The sequence below is a fragment of the Azonexus hydrophilus genome, from assembly GCF_905120355.1.
Taxonomy (GTDB): Bacteria; Pseudomonadota; Gammaproteobacteria; order Burkholderiales; family Rhodocyclaceae; genus Azonexus.
Genome location: NZ_CAJHOB010000008.1, coordinates 105,410 through 123,477 on the forward strand (window position 1 = coordinate 105,410; position 18,068 = coordinate 123,477).

Genomic DNA, 18,068 nt, shown 5'->3' on the forward strand with positions numbered 1-18,068 from the left:
ATACGATGTCACATTGTTAATTGCCCCGCATGCACGCTGCCAGGCCAGTTACCCACAGCGCCCTCCTGCCCTTCCTGTTTTTCGCTGCCCTGCTGTGGCTGGGCGCGCTGGCCTATGCGCAACCCTGGCACGACCTCGACCTACGCCTGGGCGATGTGTTCATGCGCCGGGCAGTGGCCACACGGGCACCCCCACCGGATATCGTCCTGATCGACATCGATCAGGCCAGCCTCGATCACCCGGAAATGCTCGAACTGGCCGGCAACTGGCCCTGGCCGCGTGCCATTCATGGCGAGCTACTGGCCTTCCTGACCCGGCAGCAACCGCGCGCGGTCATTTTCGACCTGATTTTCAGCGAACCTGACCGCTTCCGCCCGGAAAGCGACCAGGTACTCGAAGCGGCCTTGCGCCAGACGCCCGCCTATCTACCCCTGGTCGTCACCGATGGCACACCTTCCCGCCTGGCCGAACTGCCACCGCTCCTCGGCATCCAGCGTGGGCCGCACGCCGACCCCGCGGCCGGCCTCCCGCTGCTGGCACCGAAAGCGCTGGCGCCTGATGTCTGGCGCACCGGCCTGATCAACTTTCTGGCCGACAGTGACGGCCTGGGACGGCGTTACTGGCTGCAGTACCCACATGCCGGCTGGTCGCTGCCAGGGATGCCGGCACGGGTGGCAACAGATCTGGGCATGACGGTACCGACGCAGGACAGCCTGCCCCTGCATTTCTACGGCCAGCCGTTCACCCGTTACGCCTACGCCGACCTGTTTCTCGCCAGCTTGCAGGAAAAGCCGGACAAGCTGCCGGATTTGCGCAACAAGATCATCATCATCGGCGCAGCCGCCCCCGGGCTGCATGATCTGCGTCCAACGCCGCTCGGGGCAGCGACGCCGGGGCCGGTCATCCTCGCTACCGCACTGGCCAATCTGCAGCAGCAGGATTATCTGCGCCCCCTGCCGGATGCGCTCGCCCCCGCCCTGGGGGGCCTGGTTCTGTGCCTGATGGTTCTGGCCACACGGCGGCATGTCAGCCCCACCCTGCAAGGCAGCGTGCTGACCCTGCTCACCCTGGCCGCACTGCTGGCTGCTTACTTTCTGCTGGCGCACAACCTGCTCTGGCTTCCCTTTTCCACCCTGCTGACGCTGTGGCTGTTCTATGCAGCCTGCGCCCTGGAAGCCTATTTCCGCGAACGACGCCAGCGCGAACACGCCTTGCAACTGTTTGGCCGCTTCGTTGATCCACGCGTCGTCAGCGCCCTGGTTGCTGGCGATACCCTGGCGCAGGCGCAGGCGGGACAGAGCCAGGAAATCACCGTCCTCTTCTCCGACATCCGCGGCTTCACCAGCCTGTCCGAAACCAGCTCCCCGGAACATGTCGTCCAGCTGCTCAATCGCTATTTTTCCGCTCAGACCGAAATCATATTCAGCCATGGCGGCACCCTCGACAAATTCATCGGCGACGCCATCATGGCCTTCTGGGGGGCTCCAGTGGCCACACCTCAGCACGCCAGCCAGGCCGTCGCCGCCGCGCTGGCGCTACAGGAGGGCCTGCTCGCCTTTCGTCAGGAACTGGGTGCCGCAGGTGCCAGTTTCGATATTGGCATCGGCATCCATAGCGGGCCGGCCGTCGTCGGTTTCATCGGTGCCGCCCAACGTCTGGATTACACTGCCATCGGTGACACGGTCAATCTCGCCAGCCGCATCGAGGGGCTGACCAAGGGAGTGGCACGGGTGCTGGTTTCGGAAAGTACCCGCGATGCCTGTAGGGCCGAAAACGCCACGCGTTTCATTTTCATCGACCACGGTGAATTTTCTGTCAAAGGGCGCGAGCGCCCTGTCCGTTTATTTGAACCAAGGAGCTCTGCATGAAAGCCGTGCATTTGTCGTTTCTCCTCTGCGCCGCCGGCCTGAGCCTGGCTGCACAGGCCGCCCCTGGCACACTGACCCGTGCTGCCGACCTGAAAGCCAAACCTTTCGTCGATGCGGCCACCCTCACCCAGCTGCCCGAACAGACCAAGGTCGACATTCTCGGCAATGAAGGTGGCTGGTCGCAGATCAAAAGCCCGCAGGGGCAGACCGGCTGGGTCCGCCTGCTCCATGTCCGCCCGGACAGCGCCAGCAGCGGCAATGCCCTGAGCAGCCTGGGAACTCTGGGCAATGTGGCACGTACCGGCAGCACCGGCGCCACCGCAACGACCGGCGCCAAGGGCATCAGCAAGGATGATCTGGCCCAAGCCGCCCCCAGCCCGCAGGAAGTGAAACGCCTGACGCAGTACGCCAGCAACCGCCAGAGCGCGGAACAGCATGCGCGCAGCAACCGCCTACAAAAACGCAACATGGCCTACCTTGACCCAGCCGATGGCAAACGCAACTGAGGAACCCGAGATGCTGACCACACTTAAAAACTCCTGCTCCCTCCTGCTCCTCAGCTGCACCGTGCTCACCCTGAGCGCCTGCAAACCGGAGCACATCCAGTCCGCCCTCGAGCACGGCGGCTCGGTCGCGCGTACGTTCAATCAAACCGTCTCACCACAGGAAGAGCAGCGCATGGGCGAGGAGTCCGCCGCGTTGCTGCTGGGTGCGGCCCCGCTGGTCAGAAACGACGGCGTGCAGCGTTACGTCAACCAGGTGGGGCAGTGGGTCGCCCAGCAAACCGACCGCAACGACATTCAATGGCGCTTTGGCGTGCTGGACACCGCCAACGTCAATGCCTTTGCCGCCCCGGCCGGCTATGTGTTCGTCACTCGCGGTTTGCTGTTACGGCTGCAGGATGAAGCTGAGCTTGCCGGGGTGATTGCGCATGAGATCAGCCACGTCCTGATGGGCCACTATGTGCAGACCATGCTCAAGAAGGACCGCGCTGCCGCCTTGGGCAATCTGGCCGGCAGCGTCGCGCAAGCGCAGGGCAAAGGTGAATACACGGCGTTGGTGAACCTCGGTCGCGGCGTCTACAGCTCCGGCCTGGACAAGGACGACGAATATCAGGCCGACCGCATGGGCGTCGTTCTGGCCGCCCGTGCCGGCTATGACCCCTTCGGCCTGCCGCGCGTCCTGCAGATGTACGCCAGCAGCGCCGGCGAAGCGGGTTTCGATCTGCTGTTTTCCACTCATCCCGGCGCCAGCGACCGCCTGGAGCGTCTGGCGCAAGCCATGGGTAACCAGTTCGATACCCTGGAAAGCCAGAGCGTCCGCACTACCCCGGCCTTCACCCGCCAGCTCGCCGCACTGAAGGGCAAAGCGACCACCGGCAGGGGCGGCAACCGACGGCGGTAGGCGTCCCCACTCGTCACGGTCTGCGCGGCACGTCCCTGACGGGTGCGAGGCGTTCAGACTGCTTTCAGGGCGTGGGCGTGCCGACCGGCGCGCCCACGTTCGTTTTAACAGCGCGCGGCGGTCGCCCCCAGGTGATGCTGTAAAACAGATCGAGCGCATTGTCGCTACCGACACGACCCACCAGGGTCAATTGCCGGGTCAGGTCAAAGCTGAGCTTGGCGACGCTTTCGGCAGTGCCGAGTGACTGCTCGTAGTTCAGGGTGGCACGGCTGGAAATACGCTTGCCGACACTGAGAATCTGCTGTTCGACACCACTGCTTTCCGCACCGCCGCTACTGACAATACGGCTGCCGGCAGAACGCGCACCGCCGCCCAGCGTGCCCTGGCGCACGCCAAATTCATCGATGCCGAAACGATCCTTCAACTGCCCGACCAGATTCCCCGACGCATTGCCGAAAAGATCACCCGCCGCCGCAAGTAGCACACTGGCGTCACCACTACCCACACCCTCCGGTCCGTGCCCGAGGATCAACCAACTCAGTTTCTCCGCCTCCGGCAATTCCGGCGTAGACACCAGGCGGACGCGCGGCTTTTGTACCGTACCCGTCACCTCTACTCCGGCCTCAACTGTCAGCCCGCGCCGCATCGCACGCACATCGAGTGACGGATTGTCTGGCAGGCCCTGAAAGTTGAGAATTCCGCGTTCGATTTCCAGCGCCTGGCCGTAAGCCGCAAAGCGTCCATTGCGGGTCCGGATGCTGCCGACCGCACGCGGCAGGTCACGCCCCTCGGCAGTCAAGCGGATCTGGCCAACCAGAAGACTGGACAGCCCCGCTCCCTCGAACAGGAAATCACGCCCGAAATCGACGCTCACATCGAGACTGAGCTTCGGACGCAAACTAGGTGTAGCGCTTTGCGCGGGCCGACGCACCACCACATCGTCGGACAGACTGGGCGCCCCCGGCGGGGCCAGCTGCCAGTACGCCGCATCGACAGTGAGCGCCCCCTTGCCGCCAAGATGGTCCCGCTGCCAGCTGAGCAGGGTCTCTCCCGACAGGCTGACCCACTGCTCGGGCTGTTGCCAGACACCCACCCGATCCAATCTCACCTTCACCTGGGCTGCACCGCTGGCCGCCTGGGCATCAAGGCGCAATTCACCGCTAGCCGTCAGCTGCCCCGGCGGCTCATGCCGGGCGGCAGTCTCGCCGAGCGAACGCTTGAGCGGACGCGGCAAGGCCCGATGCGGACTGCTGAAGCGCAGCGTTTCCAGATGCAACACATCGCCGGCAATGCGGGCGCTCAATTCGCCGTCCTGCAATTGCAGCCCGCTGTCCTCTAGGGCAAAGCGTAATGCCTGTCCACTCAAGCTGCCCTGCAGCTGCGGCAGGGCGGGCGTACCGGCCAGTTGCAACTGGCCGCGCAAACGTCCCCCGGTACGTCTGCCTTCCCCCATCAATTCCCCCAGCCAAGCCAGATCTTCCGCCTGCAGACTGACTTCCCCCTGCCACGGCTGTCGGCGATCCAATGCCCAGGCGCCGTCCATTCTGGCGGCAAGTTGCGCCGCCAGTCGGCCAAAACGCGAACCATCCACAGCAAGCGTCAGATTCAGGCGTTCGTTGCGCACCTCCGCCCCGAGCCGGGCCTGCCAATCCAGCGGGTTCCCGGCCAGATGCAGGTCAGCCAGTCGCCAGGCGGTCTGACTCAGGCGCAGGCTGGCTGGCGACTGCAGACGTACATTGCGGGCGCTGTTGCGGCTGTGCAGCTGCAATGTGTCGATTGCCCCTTGCCAGACCAGTTCCGGCTGACTGCTCACGCCCCCGCTGGCGCGCAGCTGCAGTTGATCGTCGCCAAAGAGTCGGGTCGAAAAATTCAGCAGGTGCTGCTGCCGATTACCGCTCACCTTGAGCGCGAGTTTTTCGGCCAGCCCGACCTGTCCGGGCAGATCGAGTCGGGCCAGTGACAATTCGAGTGCCAGCGGGGCGGTTGCGCTGGCGGCACGCTTGCCCGTGCTGACGTCGGTTGCCAGGTGCAACTGCTCGGCCGAGAACAGGCCCGGCCAGCCCAGACGAGGTGATTGCAATTCCCCGCTCAGCCGCAGTGCCTCAAGACTGCCCGCCAGCCGGAACTGCCCGTGCACACTGCCGTCCCCACCCAGATCGGCCAGCTGCGGTGCCCGCAGCTCAAACTGCAGCTGATCGGCAGGCTGACCCAAGGCACCGCGCACTTCCAGGCGATTTTTCCCCAAACTGAGCCACAGATCAGCACCCGTAATCCGTGGCCAGGCCAGACGCAGATTGCCAGCACCGGCGAGCGGCACTTGCCGGAAATGGCTGTCGCGCAGTTTGAAATCGGCGGCAATCACTGGCGCCGCGCGCAAGTTTCCGGCAACTGTCGCACTGGCATTGACGCGCGCCGCCGGCAGATCGGCAAAAGCGCGCGGATTGAATTCCTTTAATTCTGCCGCCAGCGTGATGTCGCGCGCCTCATCCAGCGTCACCCGGCCGCTGGCCGAGAGACCTGTACCGCTGGCCTGCAACAGCAGCCGCTCGATGGTAAGCACCGCATCGGCCTGCCTGACTGCACCGGCGAGGCTGAAGCGCCGGTCACGCAGATCGGCTTCCAGCTGTTGCGCACGCGCACTCAGCGCCGCCTTGATGCGACCTTCCAGAGCAGTCTTGTGCAGGCGGCGGTGCACGACCTGCGCGTTCACGCCGCGCACGGCAAGATCGAGGTCGAGATGGCCCGCTTCGGCGCTTCCCTGCCAGCGGCCCTGACCACTGATCTGACCACCGGCAGGCAGTTGCAGACGCAAGGAGGGCAGATTGAGGCTACCGCCCCGCCAATCGACCTGCCCAGAGAGCGTCTGCACAGGCACGCGATCCAGATCGAGCGGACCGGGCAGGCTGTTCGCGATGGCAAAACTGCCGACGATCCCCGTCAGCTCGGCCTCACCCACAGGCTCGAAAGTCGCCTGCAGCGCCAGTTCTGCTGCGGGCAAGCTGTCCGCCCAATCCACCGGATGCACACCGGCCAGGTCGATCCGGGCGCTGCTGAAGGGCATTGGCGCAAACGGCGTCAGAGTCACCTCGGCTTGCCCGTGCACGCCCTCTTGTGCAACGATTGCCAGCGGCAGGCTCGCCAGCGGCCCGTCCGCCGTCAGGGCCAAGGTGAACGGCCGCGCTTCAAGCTGCCCGCTGATTTGCGCGCTGGCCTGCAGCGGAAAGGGCGCCTGTCCATCCAGCCTGGCCTGCGCACTGACGCGTACCGCCGCCACCGTAAAAGCCAGCCGTTCGAGTTGATGGCGGACCCCATCGCTGTTCAGCTGCGTCTCCACCTCCAGTAGCGGCGGCAACGCATCAATCTGCAGATGACTGATATGCAGTGCCGGCAGTGACAGCGCCAGCGGCAGTGTGATCTGCGCCGGCTCCGGTACGGGGCCGGCATCGTCGGGTGCAGTCGTGATGTCGAGCCGCCCAAGCACCAGACGATCGACGCGCAACTCCCCCCGGCCGAGCGCTGCCGGCTGCCACTCCAGTTGCAGCTGCTGCGCCCGGATGGCAGTACCCGCCGCATCCTGCCAGGAAATCTCGTCCAGTCGCAGCGGCCCCAGCCAGCGCCCAGCGGCCTGCCCCACCTGCAGTCGGCCAGCACTCGCCGCCTGCAGCCAGCTCAGGCTGTGCTGCAAGCCACTCTGCGTCGCCAGCAGCCAGCCCGCCAGGCTGACCAGCGCCAGCAGACTGAGCGAGAAAAAGAGAAGAAGACGGCGCAAACGCATGTTCAGAAGGGAATCGCCAAGGAAAAATGCAACAGCAAGTCGCGGCTGCGCTTGCCATACGCAAGATCAACCCCGATCGGTCCGGCCGGGCTACGCCAGCGCGCGCCCAGGCCATAACCTACCGCCAGACGGGCATCCTGCAGCGCGTCAACCGCATCACCAGCATCGACGAAGGCCGCCGCCCCCCAGCTGTCGTTCAGCCAATGGGTGTATTCGATGCTGGCAGTGGCGAGATAACGTCCCCCCAACGTCGCATTGCCTTCCTTGATACCCAGGCTCTGATACTGGTAACCGCGCACACTGCCGGTTCCCCCGGTGCGGAACAGGTAATCCTGCGGCACATGCTGGCGCGAAGGGGCGAAGGTGCGCCCCAACTCTGCCCGCAAACTCAAGGTATCGCGGGTGCCAATGGGCAGATAAATCTGGCTGCGGCCATACAAGCGCAGGAAATTCTCGTCCGACAGCAGGCTTTTCGTGCCGCCTCCCACACTCAGCTGCAGCACCACACCGCGCCGGGGATCCAGCATCTGATCCAGTTTCCGCCAGGTCCAGGTGACATTCGGCACCAACGCCCGGCTGGTCGTCCAGTCACCATCGCCGGGCTGACGTTTTTCATGCTGCCAGTTGAGTGACAGCCGTTCTTCCAGACGGCCACGCTGCTCGATCCGCTGCACCCCCACTGACTGGCGCTGGATGCGCAGTTGCTCGATATCACTCTGTTCCGCCACGAAACCCGCACCGTAGCGGACCCCATCACCCATCGGCGGCAGGAACACATCGCTGTAGAACGTCTGCCGCTTTTCTTCCAGACGCACGCCGGTATCAAGCTCCCAGGCTTGGCGTAAAAAATCGATAGTGCTGTAGCTCGCCTCCACCCGCGCTCCGGTATTGGAACTGGCGCCGACACCAAAGCGGGCACGATGCACTGGCTGTTCCTGCACCGTCAGCCGTACCGGCGCCCGCAGGCTGTCCGCTTCGCCATCGCTGACAGCCTGCGCCAGATCGAGCTCTCCCCGCACCGTTGCGAAATATGGACTGCTCTGCAAGGCGTGGACCAGCGCCTGTACTTCTTCTGCCCGATACACCTTGCCCGGACGGACATCGGCGTTGTAACGCGCCACCAGCTCCGGGCGAAAACGGTACAGGCCGTCAATCTCCAGCTCGCCGTAGCGATAGCGCGGACCCGCGTCGTAGCTGACCTGCAGCGCTGCGCGCTGCGTGTCAGGATCGATATCGGCCAGACTGTCCAGCAACCGCGCCGCCGCATGCTCTTCCGCCAGAAGATCACTCAGCAGCTGGTTCTTGGCGTTATTCCAGTCTTCCTGGCGGAAAGGCCGCCCCACCGGTAGCAGCCAGCGCTCGCGCAGGGCGGCAAGCCGTTCGGGAGTCACCGCGCCGGTAATCTCGACTTCAGCGCTGCTGATGTGCGTGCGCGGCCCGGGGTCGATGCGCAGCAGCAGATCATGGCCCTGCGTGTCGATAGCGATCTGTGGCGAAAAATAACCTTCGGTGGCGAGGATGTCCGTGCTCGTCTGACGCAGGCGACGCTCACCGCTTTCGGCTGCCAGATGCGGCCGCAGCCGCGCTGCCAGATCTGCCGGCACATCCAGACGCAGATCTGCGTGCGCAGTGGCCACCCCGCAGCACAGGAAGAAGGCCAGCCTGCGCATCAGGAGGGCGGATCATCCGCCGGCCCGGTGGCGCCGCGCGGCGGCATGAAGAAGCTGCGCGGCTGACGGCGAAAACGCTGCCATACCGCCGCCAGCAACGGCCCCCAATGGGCAAATTCGATCTGGCGCGCGCGCAGGGCCATGCGCAGAGCCAGAGCAAAACTCACGGCCAGATTGGTCAGTCCGATCAGGGCCACTCCGAGCATGGCCAGCAGGATCGCTTGCCAGGCCAGCTGGAACTCATAGCCCGTCACGGCGTAGCCGACATTGGCCGAGGCAAAGGCAATGTGGCGAATATCCAGCGGCAACCCGAGCATCTTGCCGATCACGCCGGTCGAACCCAGCATGCAGCCGAACAGGAAATTCCCCATGATGCCGCCCAGGTGGTCGCCAACATAGCAACCAACGCGCGCCGCCCGCTGCTTGCCGAGCAGCAATTGCAGCCAGCGCAGACGGCCGATGCGTTCGCCAATGTTGGCGTAGGCCGCCTGATTGTCGAAATAGCCGTTGATGAGACCGGACAGGAACAGGTAGAAACCGGCAATTGCCGCATGCGGCACCGCCCAGGAGAGTGGGTCGAGATCGGCCAGCAGATGATCGGCTTTGTGCACATCGATCACCGGCGCCGCCATCAGTTGGGTCAGGACAAAGCCCACCAGCAGTGCCACCGGCAAGGCCACCATCACATTGCCACCAATTGCCGCCAGCTGGCTGCGGCTCACCGCTGCCGCCACGTCGGTGATGCGCTCCAGCTCGGCGCTGCGCGTAGGCTTCAGATCACCCAGCAGGCTGGCCAGCGTCTGCGCGGTCATGGCCGGCTGTTTGGTCGCCACCGTAAAATCAAGCAGGTAGATGAGGACGAAACCCAGTCCGTAAATCATGCTGAACAGGAAAGCCTCGATCAGCAAGGGCGCCCCCAGGGTGCCCGCCTGGATCTTGAGAAAGGCCATCAAGGCAATGATGACCCCCGCGGACGCGGCGGCACGCCACATCTTGCGGTAATCGGCCGCATCCTCGCAGATGTAGTGCTCGCCCGATTGCGCCGCGTTCTCCGTCACCCGTACCGCCAGCACGCTGGACAGCTGCTGCCAGTAGCGGCGCAAGCTCAGACGGCGGTTTTCGGCCAGAAAAGCAGCGCGGGCAAAAGCGCCCCAGCCGCTGATCCGCTCGCTTTGCGGCACGCCGCGCAAACGCGCAGTCAGAATGTCGGTCAGTTCAGTTATGCGATGCAAGCTCTGCTCGCAGCGCGTCAGGAAGTAGGACAGCCGCAGGCTGGTGCCCACAGTGAGCGCCCGCTTGCGGATACGGGTCAGCGTATCCTGGCACTGGTCCACAATGACCAGCAGCTGGCTGCCATCATCGAACGCCGCATCCTGCCCCTCCAACCCGGCCCGGAAAGCATCGACAAAAGCCTGCGCCTCGGTAGACAGAGCAATGAAGCGGGGCACGTCGAGATCCGGATTCGGCGATGCCCGCATCAACTCGCTTTCCACCCCCAGGCCGCTGACCCGATGCGCCAGCAACAGCACGGCATCCAGAACCTGCTGGATGAAGCCGCGCTGACCAATATCCTGCGCCATTTCGGGCAGAGTCAGCAGCCCCCAGAAGCGTTGCGACAACTCGGCAGGAATCGCCTCCAGCCATTCCCAGTCATCGCGGCGGTCAAATATGAGGTGCAGCGAATCAATCAGCCGCCGTTCGTCAGGGACTTCCGGCAGCAGGCGGCTGCCCAGGATATGCCACCACTCGGAGAAAAACCCGGTCCCTGGAAGAATGCCGCTATCCGTCAGAAAACTCAGCGCCCGCCGGCTGGTGACGAAATGGGTCAGATGCTGGCGGAAAGCGGCCAGCAGATCGGCATCATTCTCCAGGCACACCAGCATGCTCTCATAGCGCTCACGGCAGGCGACAAGGTCGCCATCTTCCGGGCGCAAGGCCGCCACCAGCCGGCGGCACAAGCCCAGCGGTTCCGCCTCCGGGTTACGGAAGTCATTCAGCGCCTTGTGCAGACGCTGGTGCGGGTCGATGTCCTGGCGCCGCAAACGGCGCAACATCTGGGAAAAAAGCAGTCTCAATCAGTTCTACCTGTAGTGCGGGGAGGGGATGATAACCGGGCCGCCACGATGCGGCCGCAGCCCGGGCGGGGTCACGCCTTGTGCTCGATGCGCAGGCCACTTTTCTTCACCCGCCCTTCATCAAGGCTGAAATAGACGTTGAAATAGCTGTCGTCGAGCGGATTTTCGCCTTCCACCCGCCATTCCCAGACCTCTTCGTTAAGGTTCTCAAATACCTGCCGGCGCGCCGGCTGTCCGAACAGCCGACGTATTTCATCCGGCGTCAGTCCAGGCGTGGCCCGGGAAAAATAGGGCGGACTCAGCACCTGAGCCATCTCGCTGACGATACCCTGACGATCGAAACGGATCATGTAGCAGGTGCGGCCCGCCGGCTGCCGGCTGTATTCCCAGACCACGCTGCCATCCGCATCGTGGTGTACGAAACCCGGCTCGCCCATGCGCCTTTTCACTTCGCTTTGCGCCGTCACCCCCACCTTGATTTCCGGCAGATTGACGATGTCGCAAGCGGGCAGGAGCGCACCACTCAAGGCAGCCAGGATGACCGCAAATAGACGAGGCAGACGCATCAGGCAACTCCAGATTCAGGCGTTATGGGGAGAGCATTGTACTGCCTCGGACAACAGGCAAGGCGGTTTGCCGACGTGAGTTTCCCTGCCGCAACGCATGCAATCCGCCCCCTCCGGGTTAATATCGACGACCCCTGCCCCCTTCATTTTTCCGCTGCCTCATGCCCTTGGTTTTTTCCCTGCACCAGGAACCCCATCGCCGCCTGCTGCCCCTGGCATTCCTGTTGCTGGTGCTATTCACCGCACCCGCACTTGCCGCGCCGCGTGTCGGGCTGGTGCTCGGCGGTGGCGGTGCCCGCGGGGCCGCGCATATCGGGGTGCTGGAGGTGCTGCAGAGGGAACGCGTCCCCGTCGCGTGCATCGCCGCCACCAGCATGGGCGCGCTGGTGGCCGGTGCGTGGGCCGCCGGGCTGACGCCGGAAGAGATGCGGCGCAACCTGACCGAGATGGACTGGCGCGACATTTTCATCGATAGCCCGGAATCCGCCGAAATGAGCCAGCGCAACCGGCAGATTCAGCGCCGTTATCTGTCGGGCACGGAAACCGGCATCGGGCCAGAGGGTGTGCGCTATCAGACCGGTGTCGTTTCGGGTCAGAAGATCAAACTGTTCTTCAATCGCCTGATCGGCGCCGAGCGACTGGAACGACACATCGAGGATCTGCCGCTGCCGCTGTCCATCCTGTCCACCGACATCGGCACCGGCGAGCGGGTCGTGTTGCGCCAGGGCCCTCTGAGCATGGCCATGCGTGCCAGCATGTCGGTCCCGGGCCTGCTCGCCCCGGTCGAACATGCCGGACACAAACTGGTCGATGGCGGCCTGGTGGACAACCTGCCCGTCGGCGAGGTGCGCACACGTTGCCAGCCTGACGTCATCATCGCGGTCGACGTCAGTTCGCCGCTGCTGCCCAGTGCGGAGGTCGGCTCCCTGCTGACCGTTTCAGCACAGATGATCGGCATCCTCACACAACAGAATTCAACCCGCTCGCGGGCCCAGCTAGGCACCGCCGACATCTACATTCAGCCGGTGCTGGACGGCATCGGCAGTGTCGACTTTCAACGCCACGATGACGCCATTGCTCAAGGCAGAGCAGCGGCGGAAGCCGTCGTCAGCCGGCTGCAACAGCTCAGCATGACCGCATCCGACTACGCGTCCTGGGAGAACCGTCTGCGTGCCCCACGGCCGCAGGCAAAACCGGTGGACCGCATTGAAATCGTCGGTTTGCGTCACACCCACCCGCTCTCGCTCGAGCGTTTCATCACGATCGAACCGGGGAATACCGCATCCGCCGAGCGCATCGACCGCGATTTATTGCGCATCTATGGCGACGGCCGTTACGAAAGCGTCGACTACACGGTCCTGAACGAACGCGAGCGCACCGTGCTGCGCATCCTGCCGGTGGAAAAACCCTGGGGCCCGGATTACCTGCGTTTTGGCCTCAAATTGCAGGCCGACACCAGCGAGGGCAGCAATTTCGGCCTGCGCGGCGCTTACCATCGCACACAGCTCAATGCCTTGGGAGGTGAATTTCTCGCCCACACCGAACTGGGCACACAAAACCGCCTGCTGTTCAATCTGTACCAGCCACTGGAGGCACGCCAGCGTTTCTTTTCCGAAGTTGAACTGGGCCTGCTCCAGGAGCGCATCAATCTCTACGAAAACAACAACCGCATTGCCCAGTACAAGGTGCGGGAAGAACACGCTGCCCTGTGGCTGGGCTACAACGCGCGCACCTATGGCGCGCTGCGCCTGGGCTGGCGGCAGAACAGGCAGCGCTATACCCCGGACATCGGTTCGCTCACTCTGCCCAACGTCCGCGCCAGTTTTGGCGGCTGGCAACTTGATGCCGATTTCGACCGCTTCGATAGCCTCTACTTCCCCAGCCGGGGCTGGTCGGCAAACATGCGTTATTTTTCTTCGGCGAAAGAGGACTACAGCAAACTCGATCTCGAATTACGCGGCGCTTTCAAGCTCCGCGACACTGTCTTCACCGCCCGCCTGGCGAGCGTCGACTCGCCGCGTGGCCAATTACCCATCTACGACGCCGGACGGCTGGGCGGCTTTCTCAACATGACGGCCTATGCCACCAACCAGCTACTGGGCGACCGGGTCCGCTACGCCGGCGTGCGCATGGAGCAGATCATCGGCCGCCTGCCACTGGGCCTGCGCGGCGACATGCGGATCGGCATCGCCTTCGAAGCCGCGCGTCTGGGCCGGCGCTTCAGCGAAACCCGAAACGACGACTGGTTCGATTCCACAGCGCTCTATCTTGGCGGCGAAACACCGTTCGGCCCGGCCTACATCGGCCTCGGCTATTCCGGCAGCGGGGTCGCCAATCTCTTCTTGTTCATCGGCACACCATGACCCCCGGCACCCTGTACCTGTGCGCCACCAGCCGGCTGGCCCAGAGCCTGCGTCAGGCAAATGACGCGGTAACTGAACGCTGGCGTACGCCGGCAGCGCTGACTCTGGCGCAATGGCAGACGCAAATGGCAGAAGAAATCCTGCTGTCCGGTCGTGCCACGCTGCTGCCGGCACTGACTGCCGAAAGCGAGCAGCTGCTCTGGGAAGTGGTTCTGGCGCAGGCAATCGGTGGCGAGGCGTCAGCCGAACTCTTCGACCTGAGCGGACTGGCGGCGGAAGCCATGGCTGCGCATGCGCTGGCGACCCATTGGCAACTGCCGGCACCCCACGCCGCGAGCCCGGAAAGTCGCGCTTTTGCCGCCTGGCAACAGGATTTTCTCAACCAGTGCACAAAATTGCAGCGCCTGCCACAGGTTAATCAGCTGCAGTCATTGGTCGAACTCCTGCAGGCCGGCTACGGCAGCCTGCCGCAGCACATCGTACTGGCAGGCTTCGACCGCTTCACGCCACTGGAAGAGCGGTTGTTCGCCGCATTCAGCGCCCGCGGCTGCACTGTCGAGCGCCAGGAGCTCTCCGCCGGCAGCACGGGCAGCGTGACGCATCAGCCTTGCGCCGACAGCCTGGCTGAATGCCATGCCGCAGTCGCCTGGGCGCAGAAACAATTGCAGGCCAATCCACAGGCCCGCCTGGGCATCGTGGCCCCCGATCTGTCGCGTGTACGCACGCCACTCATCCGCCTGCTCGACGCCACCCTGCACCCTGCCAGTCTGCGCCCGGATGCCGTCGACATGCCGCGCAGCTACAACATTTCGCTGGGCGAACCGCTGGCGCAGCAACCCCTGATTGCGACCGCCCTGAGCTTGTTACGCCTGCTGGGCCGCACCACCCCGCACATCGCCCAAGCCGATATGTCGCCGCTGTTGCTGGGATCTTTCTGGGCCGGCGACGACAGCGAAGCGGATGCCCGCGCTCAGGGCGAAGCCCGCATGCGGCGCCAGCTGCCGGCCACCCCCCAGTGGGCCAGCGTATTCCACAGCCTGGCAGCTGCCGGCGCCTCCCGTTCGGCTCACGCCCTGCGCGCCACCATGACGGCCGCGCAGGCGCTGCCACGGCGACAACTGCCCAGCCAGTGGGCACAGCAGCTGCCGGCCTTGCTCAAAACCACCGGCTGGCCGGGTGAGCGAACACTCACATCAGTTGAGTTTCAAGTGCAACAGGCTTTCCTGGCCCTGTGCTATGAACTCGGGCAGTTCGATGCGTTGCTCGGCCCGCTGTCCTTCCCTACCGCCCTGCAGCGCCTCGCCGAGCTCTGCCGCCGCCGGCTGTTCCAGCCACAAACGCGGGGCGAACCGCACATCCAGATCCTCGGCGTCCTGGAAAGCGCCGGCCTGCACTTCGATGCGCTCTGGGTCATGGGCTTGAATGACGAGCTCTGGCCACCGCCCGCCCGCCCGAATCCGCTCTTGCCCATCGCCAGCCAGCAGGCCGCCGGCTGCGCGCGTGCCAGCGCGGCGGTAGAACTGGCTTTTGCCCGCAAGGTCCATGCCCGCCTGCTCGGCGCAGCGCCGCAAGTCACCCTGTCCTGGGCCAGCAGCGATGGCAACCGCATCCTGCGCCCCAGCCCACTGCTCGATCCAGACAGTGTGGTGTCGCCGCTGGCGAGCGATCACATCCTTACCCTGGCAGCATCGCGGGCAGCCAGTCGCCCGCATGAGCGCATACATGATGCCAAGGCACCACCCCTTGCCTCTGGCGAGCTGCTTGAAGGCGGCAGCGGCGTGCTCAAGGCGCAGGCGCTGTGCCCGGCTTGGGCCTTCTATCGCTACCGCCTGGCCGCTGCGGCGCTGGAAACGCCCGTCGATGGCCTGGATGCGAGTCTGCGTGGCACTTTGGTGCACTCCGCGCTGCAACATTTCTGGTTGGCCACCAAAGACCAAGGCAGTTTGCTCGCACAAAACGATGCGTCACGACAAGCGGCTATCGCAGAGGCCATCCATCTTGCTCTGGCAGATTTTGAACAGGACGGAAGCTTTTCCCTGCCAGCGGAATTCCGCCAACTTGAATGCGAGCGCCTGCAGCGCCTGCTGCAACGCTGGCTGACCGTAGAAACAGAGCGCCCCTGTGCCTTTAGCGTACTCGCCTGCGAGCAGGAAAAAGTGCTGGCAGTGGGCAACCTCCGCATCCGTGTCGTCATTGACCGGGTCGATCAACTCGCTGACGGCAGCCTCGCCGTACTGGATTACAAGACCGGTCCCGTCGATACGAAAAGTTGGCTGGCCGACCGCATCAGCGAACCGCAGCTACCGCTGTACGCTGCTTTTGGCGACTGCGCCATGGAAACCGTCAGTTTTGCCCGCGTGGTTCTCGATGAGCCTGGATTCAGCGGTATTTCGGCACAGCCGGAGCGACTGGCCAAAGTCCCTGCCGTCAGCGCCGCAACCAACAAGCCTTATGCGCAAGCTGGCCTGACCACCTGGGAGGCTGTCATCAACCACTGGCAGCGCAGTATCGGGGAGCTCGCCAGCGAGATTGAGCATGGTGCGGCGGCAGTCGTGCTCAACGATGCAAACGATCTGCGTTACTGCGACGTCTTGCCACTCCTGCGCCTGGCCGAACGACAGCGCCTGTGGCAGGAAAGCTGCGCCCCCGCCCGCTAGCAGGCGGCGCGGGCAACAACCTACTGCATTCAGGTTGGCGCGCAACAGGTATCGATTGCCGCAGCGATCTGGTCGACGCTGGCCACGTCCGACAGCACCGCCTGCCCCAGCTTCTGCAGCAGCACCAGGCGTAGACGCCCGTCTTGAACTTTCTTGTCGTGCCGCATCAACTCGAGATAGCGTTCTGCGCCCAGGCGCGGACCACACACCGGCAAACCAGCACTGGCAAACAGCGCCTGCACGCGGACCACATCAGCCCTACTCAGCCACCCCAGCGCACGTGACAACTCAGCCGCCATGACGCTGCCGGCGGCAATCGCTTCGCCGTGTAACCAGGCACCGTAACCCAGGCCGGTTTCAATGGCATGACCAAAGGTGTGTCCCAGGTTGAGCAAGGCGCGCTCTCCGCTTTCGCGCTCATCTGCCGCTACCACCTCCGCCTTGTGCGCGCAGGAACGGGCCACGGCCGTCATCAGCGCCCCTGTCTCACGCGCCAGCAGCGCCGGCATGTGTGTTTCCAGCCAATCGATGAACTCGGCATCACGGATCAAGCCGTACTTGATCACCTCGGCAATGCCCGCCCGCAATTCCCGCTCGGGCAGCGTGGACAGGGTGTCGATATCCGCCAGCACCAGTCGCGGCTGGTAAAAAGCGCCAATCATGTTCTTGCCCAGCGGGTGGTTGATCGCCGTCTTGCCGCCTACGGAGGAATCGACCATGGCCAGCAGCGTGGTCGGTATCTGGATGAAGGGCATGCCGCGTTGGTAGCAGGCTGCCGCGAAACCGCCCATATCACCAATCACCCCGCCCCCCAGGGCAAGCAGCGGTGTACTCCGTTCACAATGGTTGCCCAGCAGGGCGTCAAAGACCTGGTTGAGCGTTTCCCACGTCTTGTATTGCTCGCCATCCGGGAGGATGACCGGCAACACATCGATGCCACCGGCGCGCAGGGTCGCACGCACGCTGTCCAGATAGAGTGGAGCGACGGTGGTATTGCTCACCACCACTACTTTCTTGCTGCGGATGTGCGGCAGCAACAGATCGCCGCGCTGCAGCAGACCACTGCCGATGTGAATGGGATAACTGCGCTCGCCAAGCGCCACCTCCTGCGTCACGAACTGGTGCGTGCACATGCCTGATTGAACTCCCTGAGTATGTGATGGGTGATGCCGGCCGCCAGCAGCATGCCTCCTTCCACGACGAGGTGGGCGGTGGCACGGTACAGCGGATCGCGCACAGCATGCAGACTTTCCAGACGGGCGAGCGGATCCTCCACCTGTAGCAGTGGCCGGTTGCGGTCATTGCGGGTGCGTTGATGCAGCAAGAGCGGCGGGACGCAGAGGTAAACCACCCAGCCAGTCGATTGCAGGCAGTGGCGGTTTTCTTCTGCCAGCACCGCACCACCGCCGGTCGCCATGACGATGCCGCGTAACTCGCTCAGTTCGGCGATGGTCTGGCTTTCACGTCGGCGAAAGCCGGCCTCACCTTCGATTTCGAAAATGGTCGGGATAGGCACACCGGTACGCGCCACGATTTCATGGTCGGAATCATAGAAGCGCCGCCCCAGTCGTCGCGCCAATTGCCGCCCCACCGTCGTTTTGCCAGCCCCCATCAGGCCGACCAGATAGATGTTGGTATTTTTATCCACCGCGAAATTCTAGCCGAGACGCGCGGGTTCACGAAGAAAAAG

The 18,068-nt window shown here is 64.2% G+C and carries 11 protein-coding genes; 5 read left to right on the forward strand and 6 right to left on the reverse strand.

Annotated elements, in window-relative coordinates; genetic code table 11:
• The first annotated feature begins 29 nt into the window (after positions 1-29).
• Genes JYJ39_RS08155 through JYJ39_RS08165 form a run of 3 tightly spaced genes read left to right on the forward strand, consistent with a single transcriptional unit; the run spans position 30 to position 3,272 of the window.
• Positions 30-1,868 (forward strand): adenylate/guanylate cyclase domain-containing protein, encoded by a 1,839-nt coding sequence (locus JYJ39_RS08155; protein ID WP_205203516.1) that lies wholly within the window; start codon positions 30-32, stop codon positions 1,866-1,868.
• Positions 1,865-2,374, forward strand: a complete 510-nt coding sequence (locus JYJ39_RS08160; protein WP_205203517.1) for an SH3 domain-containing protein — start codon at positions 1,865-1,867, stop codon at positions 2,372-2,374. Before JYJ39_RS08155 ends, JYJ39_RS08160 begins: the two co-directional genes overlap by 4 nt.
• A 10-nt stretch (positions 2,375-2,384) precedes the next feature.
• Positions 2,385-3,272 (forward strand): M48 family metalloprotease, encoded by an 888-nt coding sequence (locus JYJ39_RS08165; protein ID WP_205203518.1) that lies wholly within the window; start codon positions 2,385-2,387, stop codon positions 3,270-3,272.
• Positions 3,273-3,336: 64 nt separating this feature from the next.
• Here JYJ39_RS08165 and JYJ39_RS08170 read toward each other — a convergent pair whose 3' ends face one another.
• From JYJ39_RS08170 to JYJ39_RS08185, 4 genes are all read right to left on the reverse strand, one after another.
• Complete coding sequence (locus tag JYJ39_RS08170; RefSeq protein ID WP_205203519.1) at positions 3,337-7,047, reverse strand: translocation/assembly module TamB domain-containing protein; 3,711 nt, start codon at positions 7,045-7,047, stop codon at positions 3,337-3,339.
• 2 nt (positions 7,048-7,049) lie between these two features.
• Positions 7,050-8,717 (reverse strand): autotransporter assembly complex protein TamA, encoded by a 1,668-nt coding sequence (locus tag JYJ39_RS08175; protein WP_205203520.1) that lies wholly within the window; start codon positions 8,715-8,717, stop codon positions 7,050-7,052.
• Positions 8,717-10,792, reverse strand: a complete 2,076-nt coding sequence (locus JYJ39_RS08180) for a site-specific recombinase (RefSeq protein WP_205203522.1) — start codon at positions 10,790-10,792, stop codon at positions 8,717-8,719. Before JYJ39_RS08180 ends, JYJ39_RS08175 begins: the two co-directional genes overlap by 1 nt.
• Positions 10,793-10,863: 71 nt before the next feature.
• On the reverse strand, positions 10,864-11,358 hold the full coding sequence (locus JYJ39_RS08185) for a hypothetical protein (protein ID WP_205203524.1): 495 nt from the start codon (positions 11,356-11,358) through the stop codon (positions 10,864-10,866).
• A 161-nt stretch (positions 11,359-11,519) separates the two neighbouring features.
• On the opposite strand from JYJ39_RS08185, the gene JYJ39_RS08190 reads away from it, so the two are divergent.
• The gene (locus JYJ39_RS08190) at positions 11,520-13,721 is read left to right on the forward strand and encodes a patatin-like phospholipase family protein (protein WP_205203525.1); all 2,202 of its coding nucleotides are present in this window, start codon (positions 11,520-11,522) and stop codon (positions 13,719-13,721) included.
• Positions 13,718-16,378 carry a PD-(D/E)XK nuclease family protein gene (locus JYJ39_RS08195; protein ID WP_205203526.1) on the forward strand — a complete coding sequence of 887 codons (2,661 nt, stop codon included), beginning with the start codon at positions 13,718-13,720 and terminating at the stop codon, positions 16,376-16,378. The genes JYJ39_RS08190 and JYJ39_RS08195 overlap by 4 nt, the downstream gene beginning before the upstream one ends.
• A 29-nt stretch (positions 16,379-16,407) precedes the next feature.
• Here JYJ39_RS08195 and aroB read toward each other — a convergent pair whose 3' ends face one another.
• Together aroB and JYJ39_RS08205 are read right to left on the reverse strand one after the other, a co-directional pair.
• Positions 16,408-17,511, reverse strand: a complete 1,104-nt coding sequence (gene aroB, locus JYJ39_RS08200; RefSeq protein ID WP_205203527.1) for a 3-dehydroquinate synthase — start codon at positions 17,509-17,511, stop codon at positions 16,408-16,410.
• Positions 17,490-17,990, reverse strand: coding sequence for a shikimate kinase (locus tag JYJ39_RS08205; RefSeq protein ID WP_205203603.1), 501 nt, complete (start codon positions 17,988-17,990; stop codon positions 17,490-17,492). The genes aroB and JYJ39_RS08205 overlap by 22 nt, the downstream gene beginning before the upstream one ends.
• Positions 17,991-18,068 lie beyond the last annotated feature (78 nt).

Coding starts and splice junctions, on each gene's coding strand:
- aroB (WP_205203527.1), bottom strand. CDS start 17,511: ATGTGCACGCACCAGTTCGTGACGCAGGAGGTGGCGCTTGGCGAGCGC.
- JYJ39_RS08205 (WP_205203603.1), bottom strand. CDS start 17,990: ATGGGGGCTGGCAAAACGACGGTGGGGCGGCAATTGGCGCGACGACTG.
- JYJ39_RS08195 (WP_205203526.1), top strand. CDS start 13,718: ATGACCCCCGGCACCCTGTACCTGTGCGCCACCAGCCGGCTGGCCCAG.
- JYJ39_RS08165 (WP_205203518.1), top strand. CDS start 2,385: ATGCTGACCACACTTAAAAACTCCTGCTCCCTCCTGCTCCTCAGCTGC.
- JYJ39_RS08155 (WP_205203516.1), top strand. CDS start 30: ATGCACGCTGCCAGGCCAGTTACCCACAGCGCCCTCCTGCCCTTCCTG.
- JYJ39_RS08190 (WP_205203525.1), top strand. CDS start 11,520: ATGCCCTTGGTTTTTTCCCTGCACCAGGAACCCCATCGCCGCCTGCTG.
- JYJ39_RS08170 (WP_205203519.1), bottom strand. CDS start 7,047: ATGCGTTTGCGCCGTCTTCTTCTCTTTTTCTCGCTCAGTCTGCTGGCG.
- JYJ39_RS08185 (WP_205203524.1), bottom strand. CDS start 11,358: ATGCGTCTGCCTCGTCTATTTGCGGTCATCCTGGCTGCCTTGAGTGGT.
- JYJ39_RS08175 (WP_205203520.1), bottom strand. CDS start 8,717: ATGCGCAGGCTGGCCTTCTTCCTGTGCTGCGGGGTGGCCACTGCGCAC.
- JYJ39_RS08160 (WP_205203517.1), top strand. CDS start 1,865: ATGAAAGCCGTGCATTTGTCGTTTCTCCTCTGCGCCGCCGGCCTGAGC.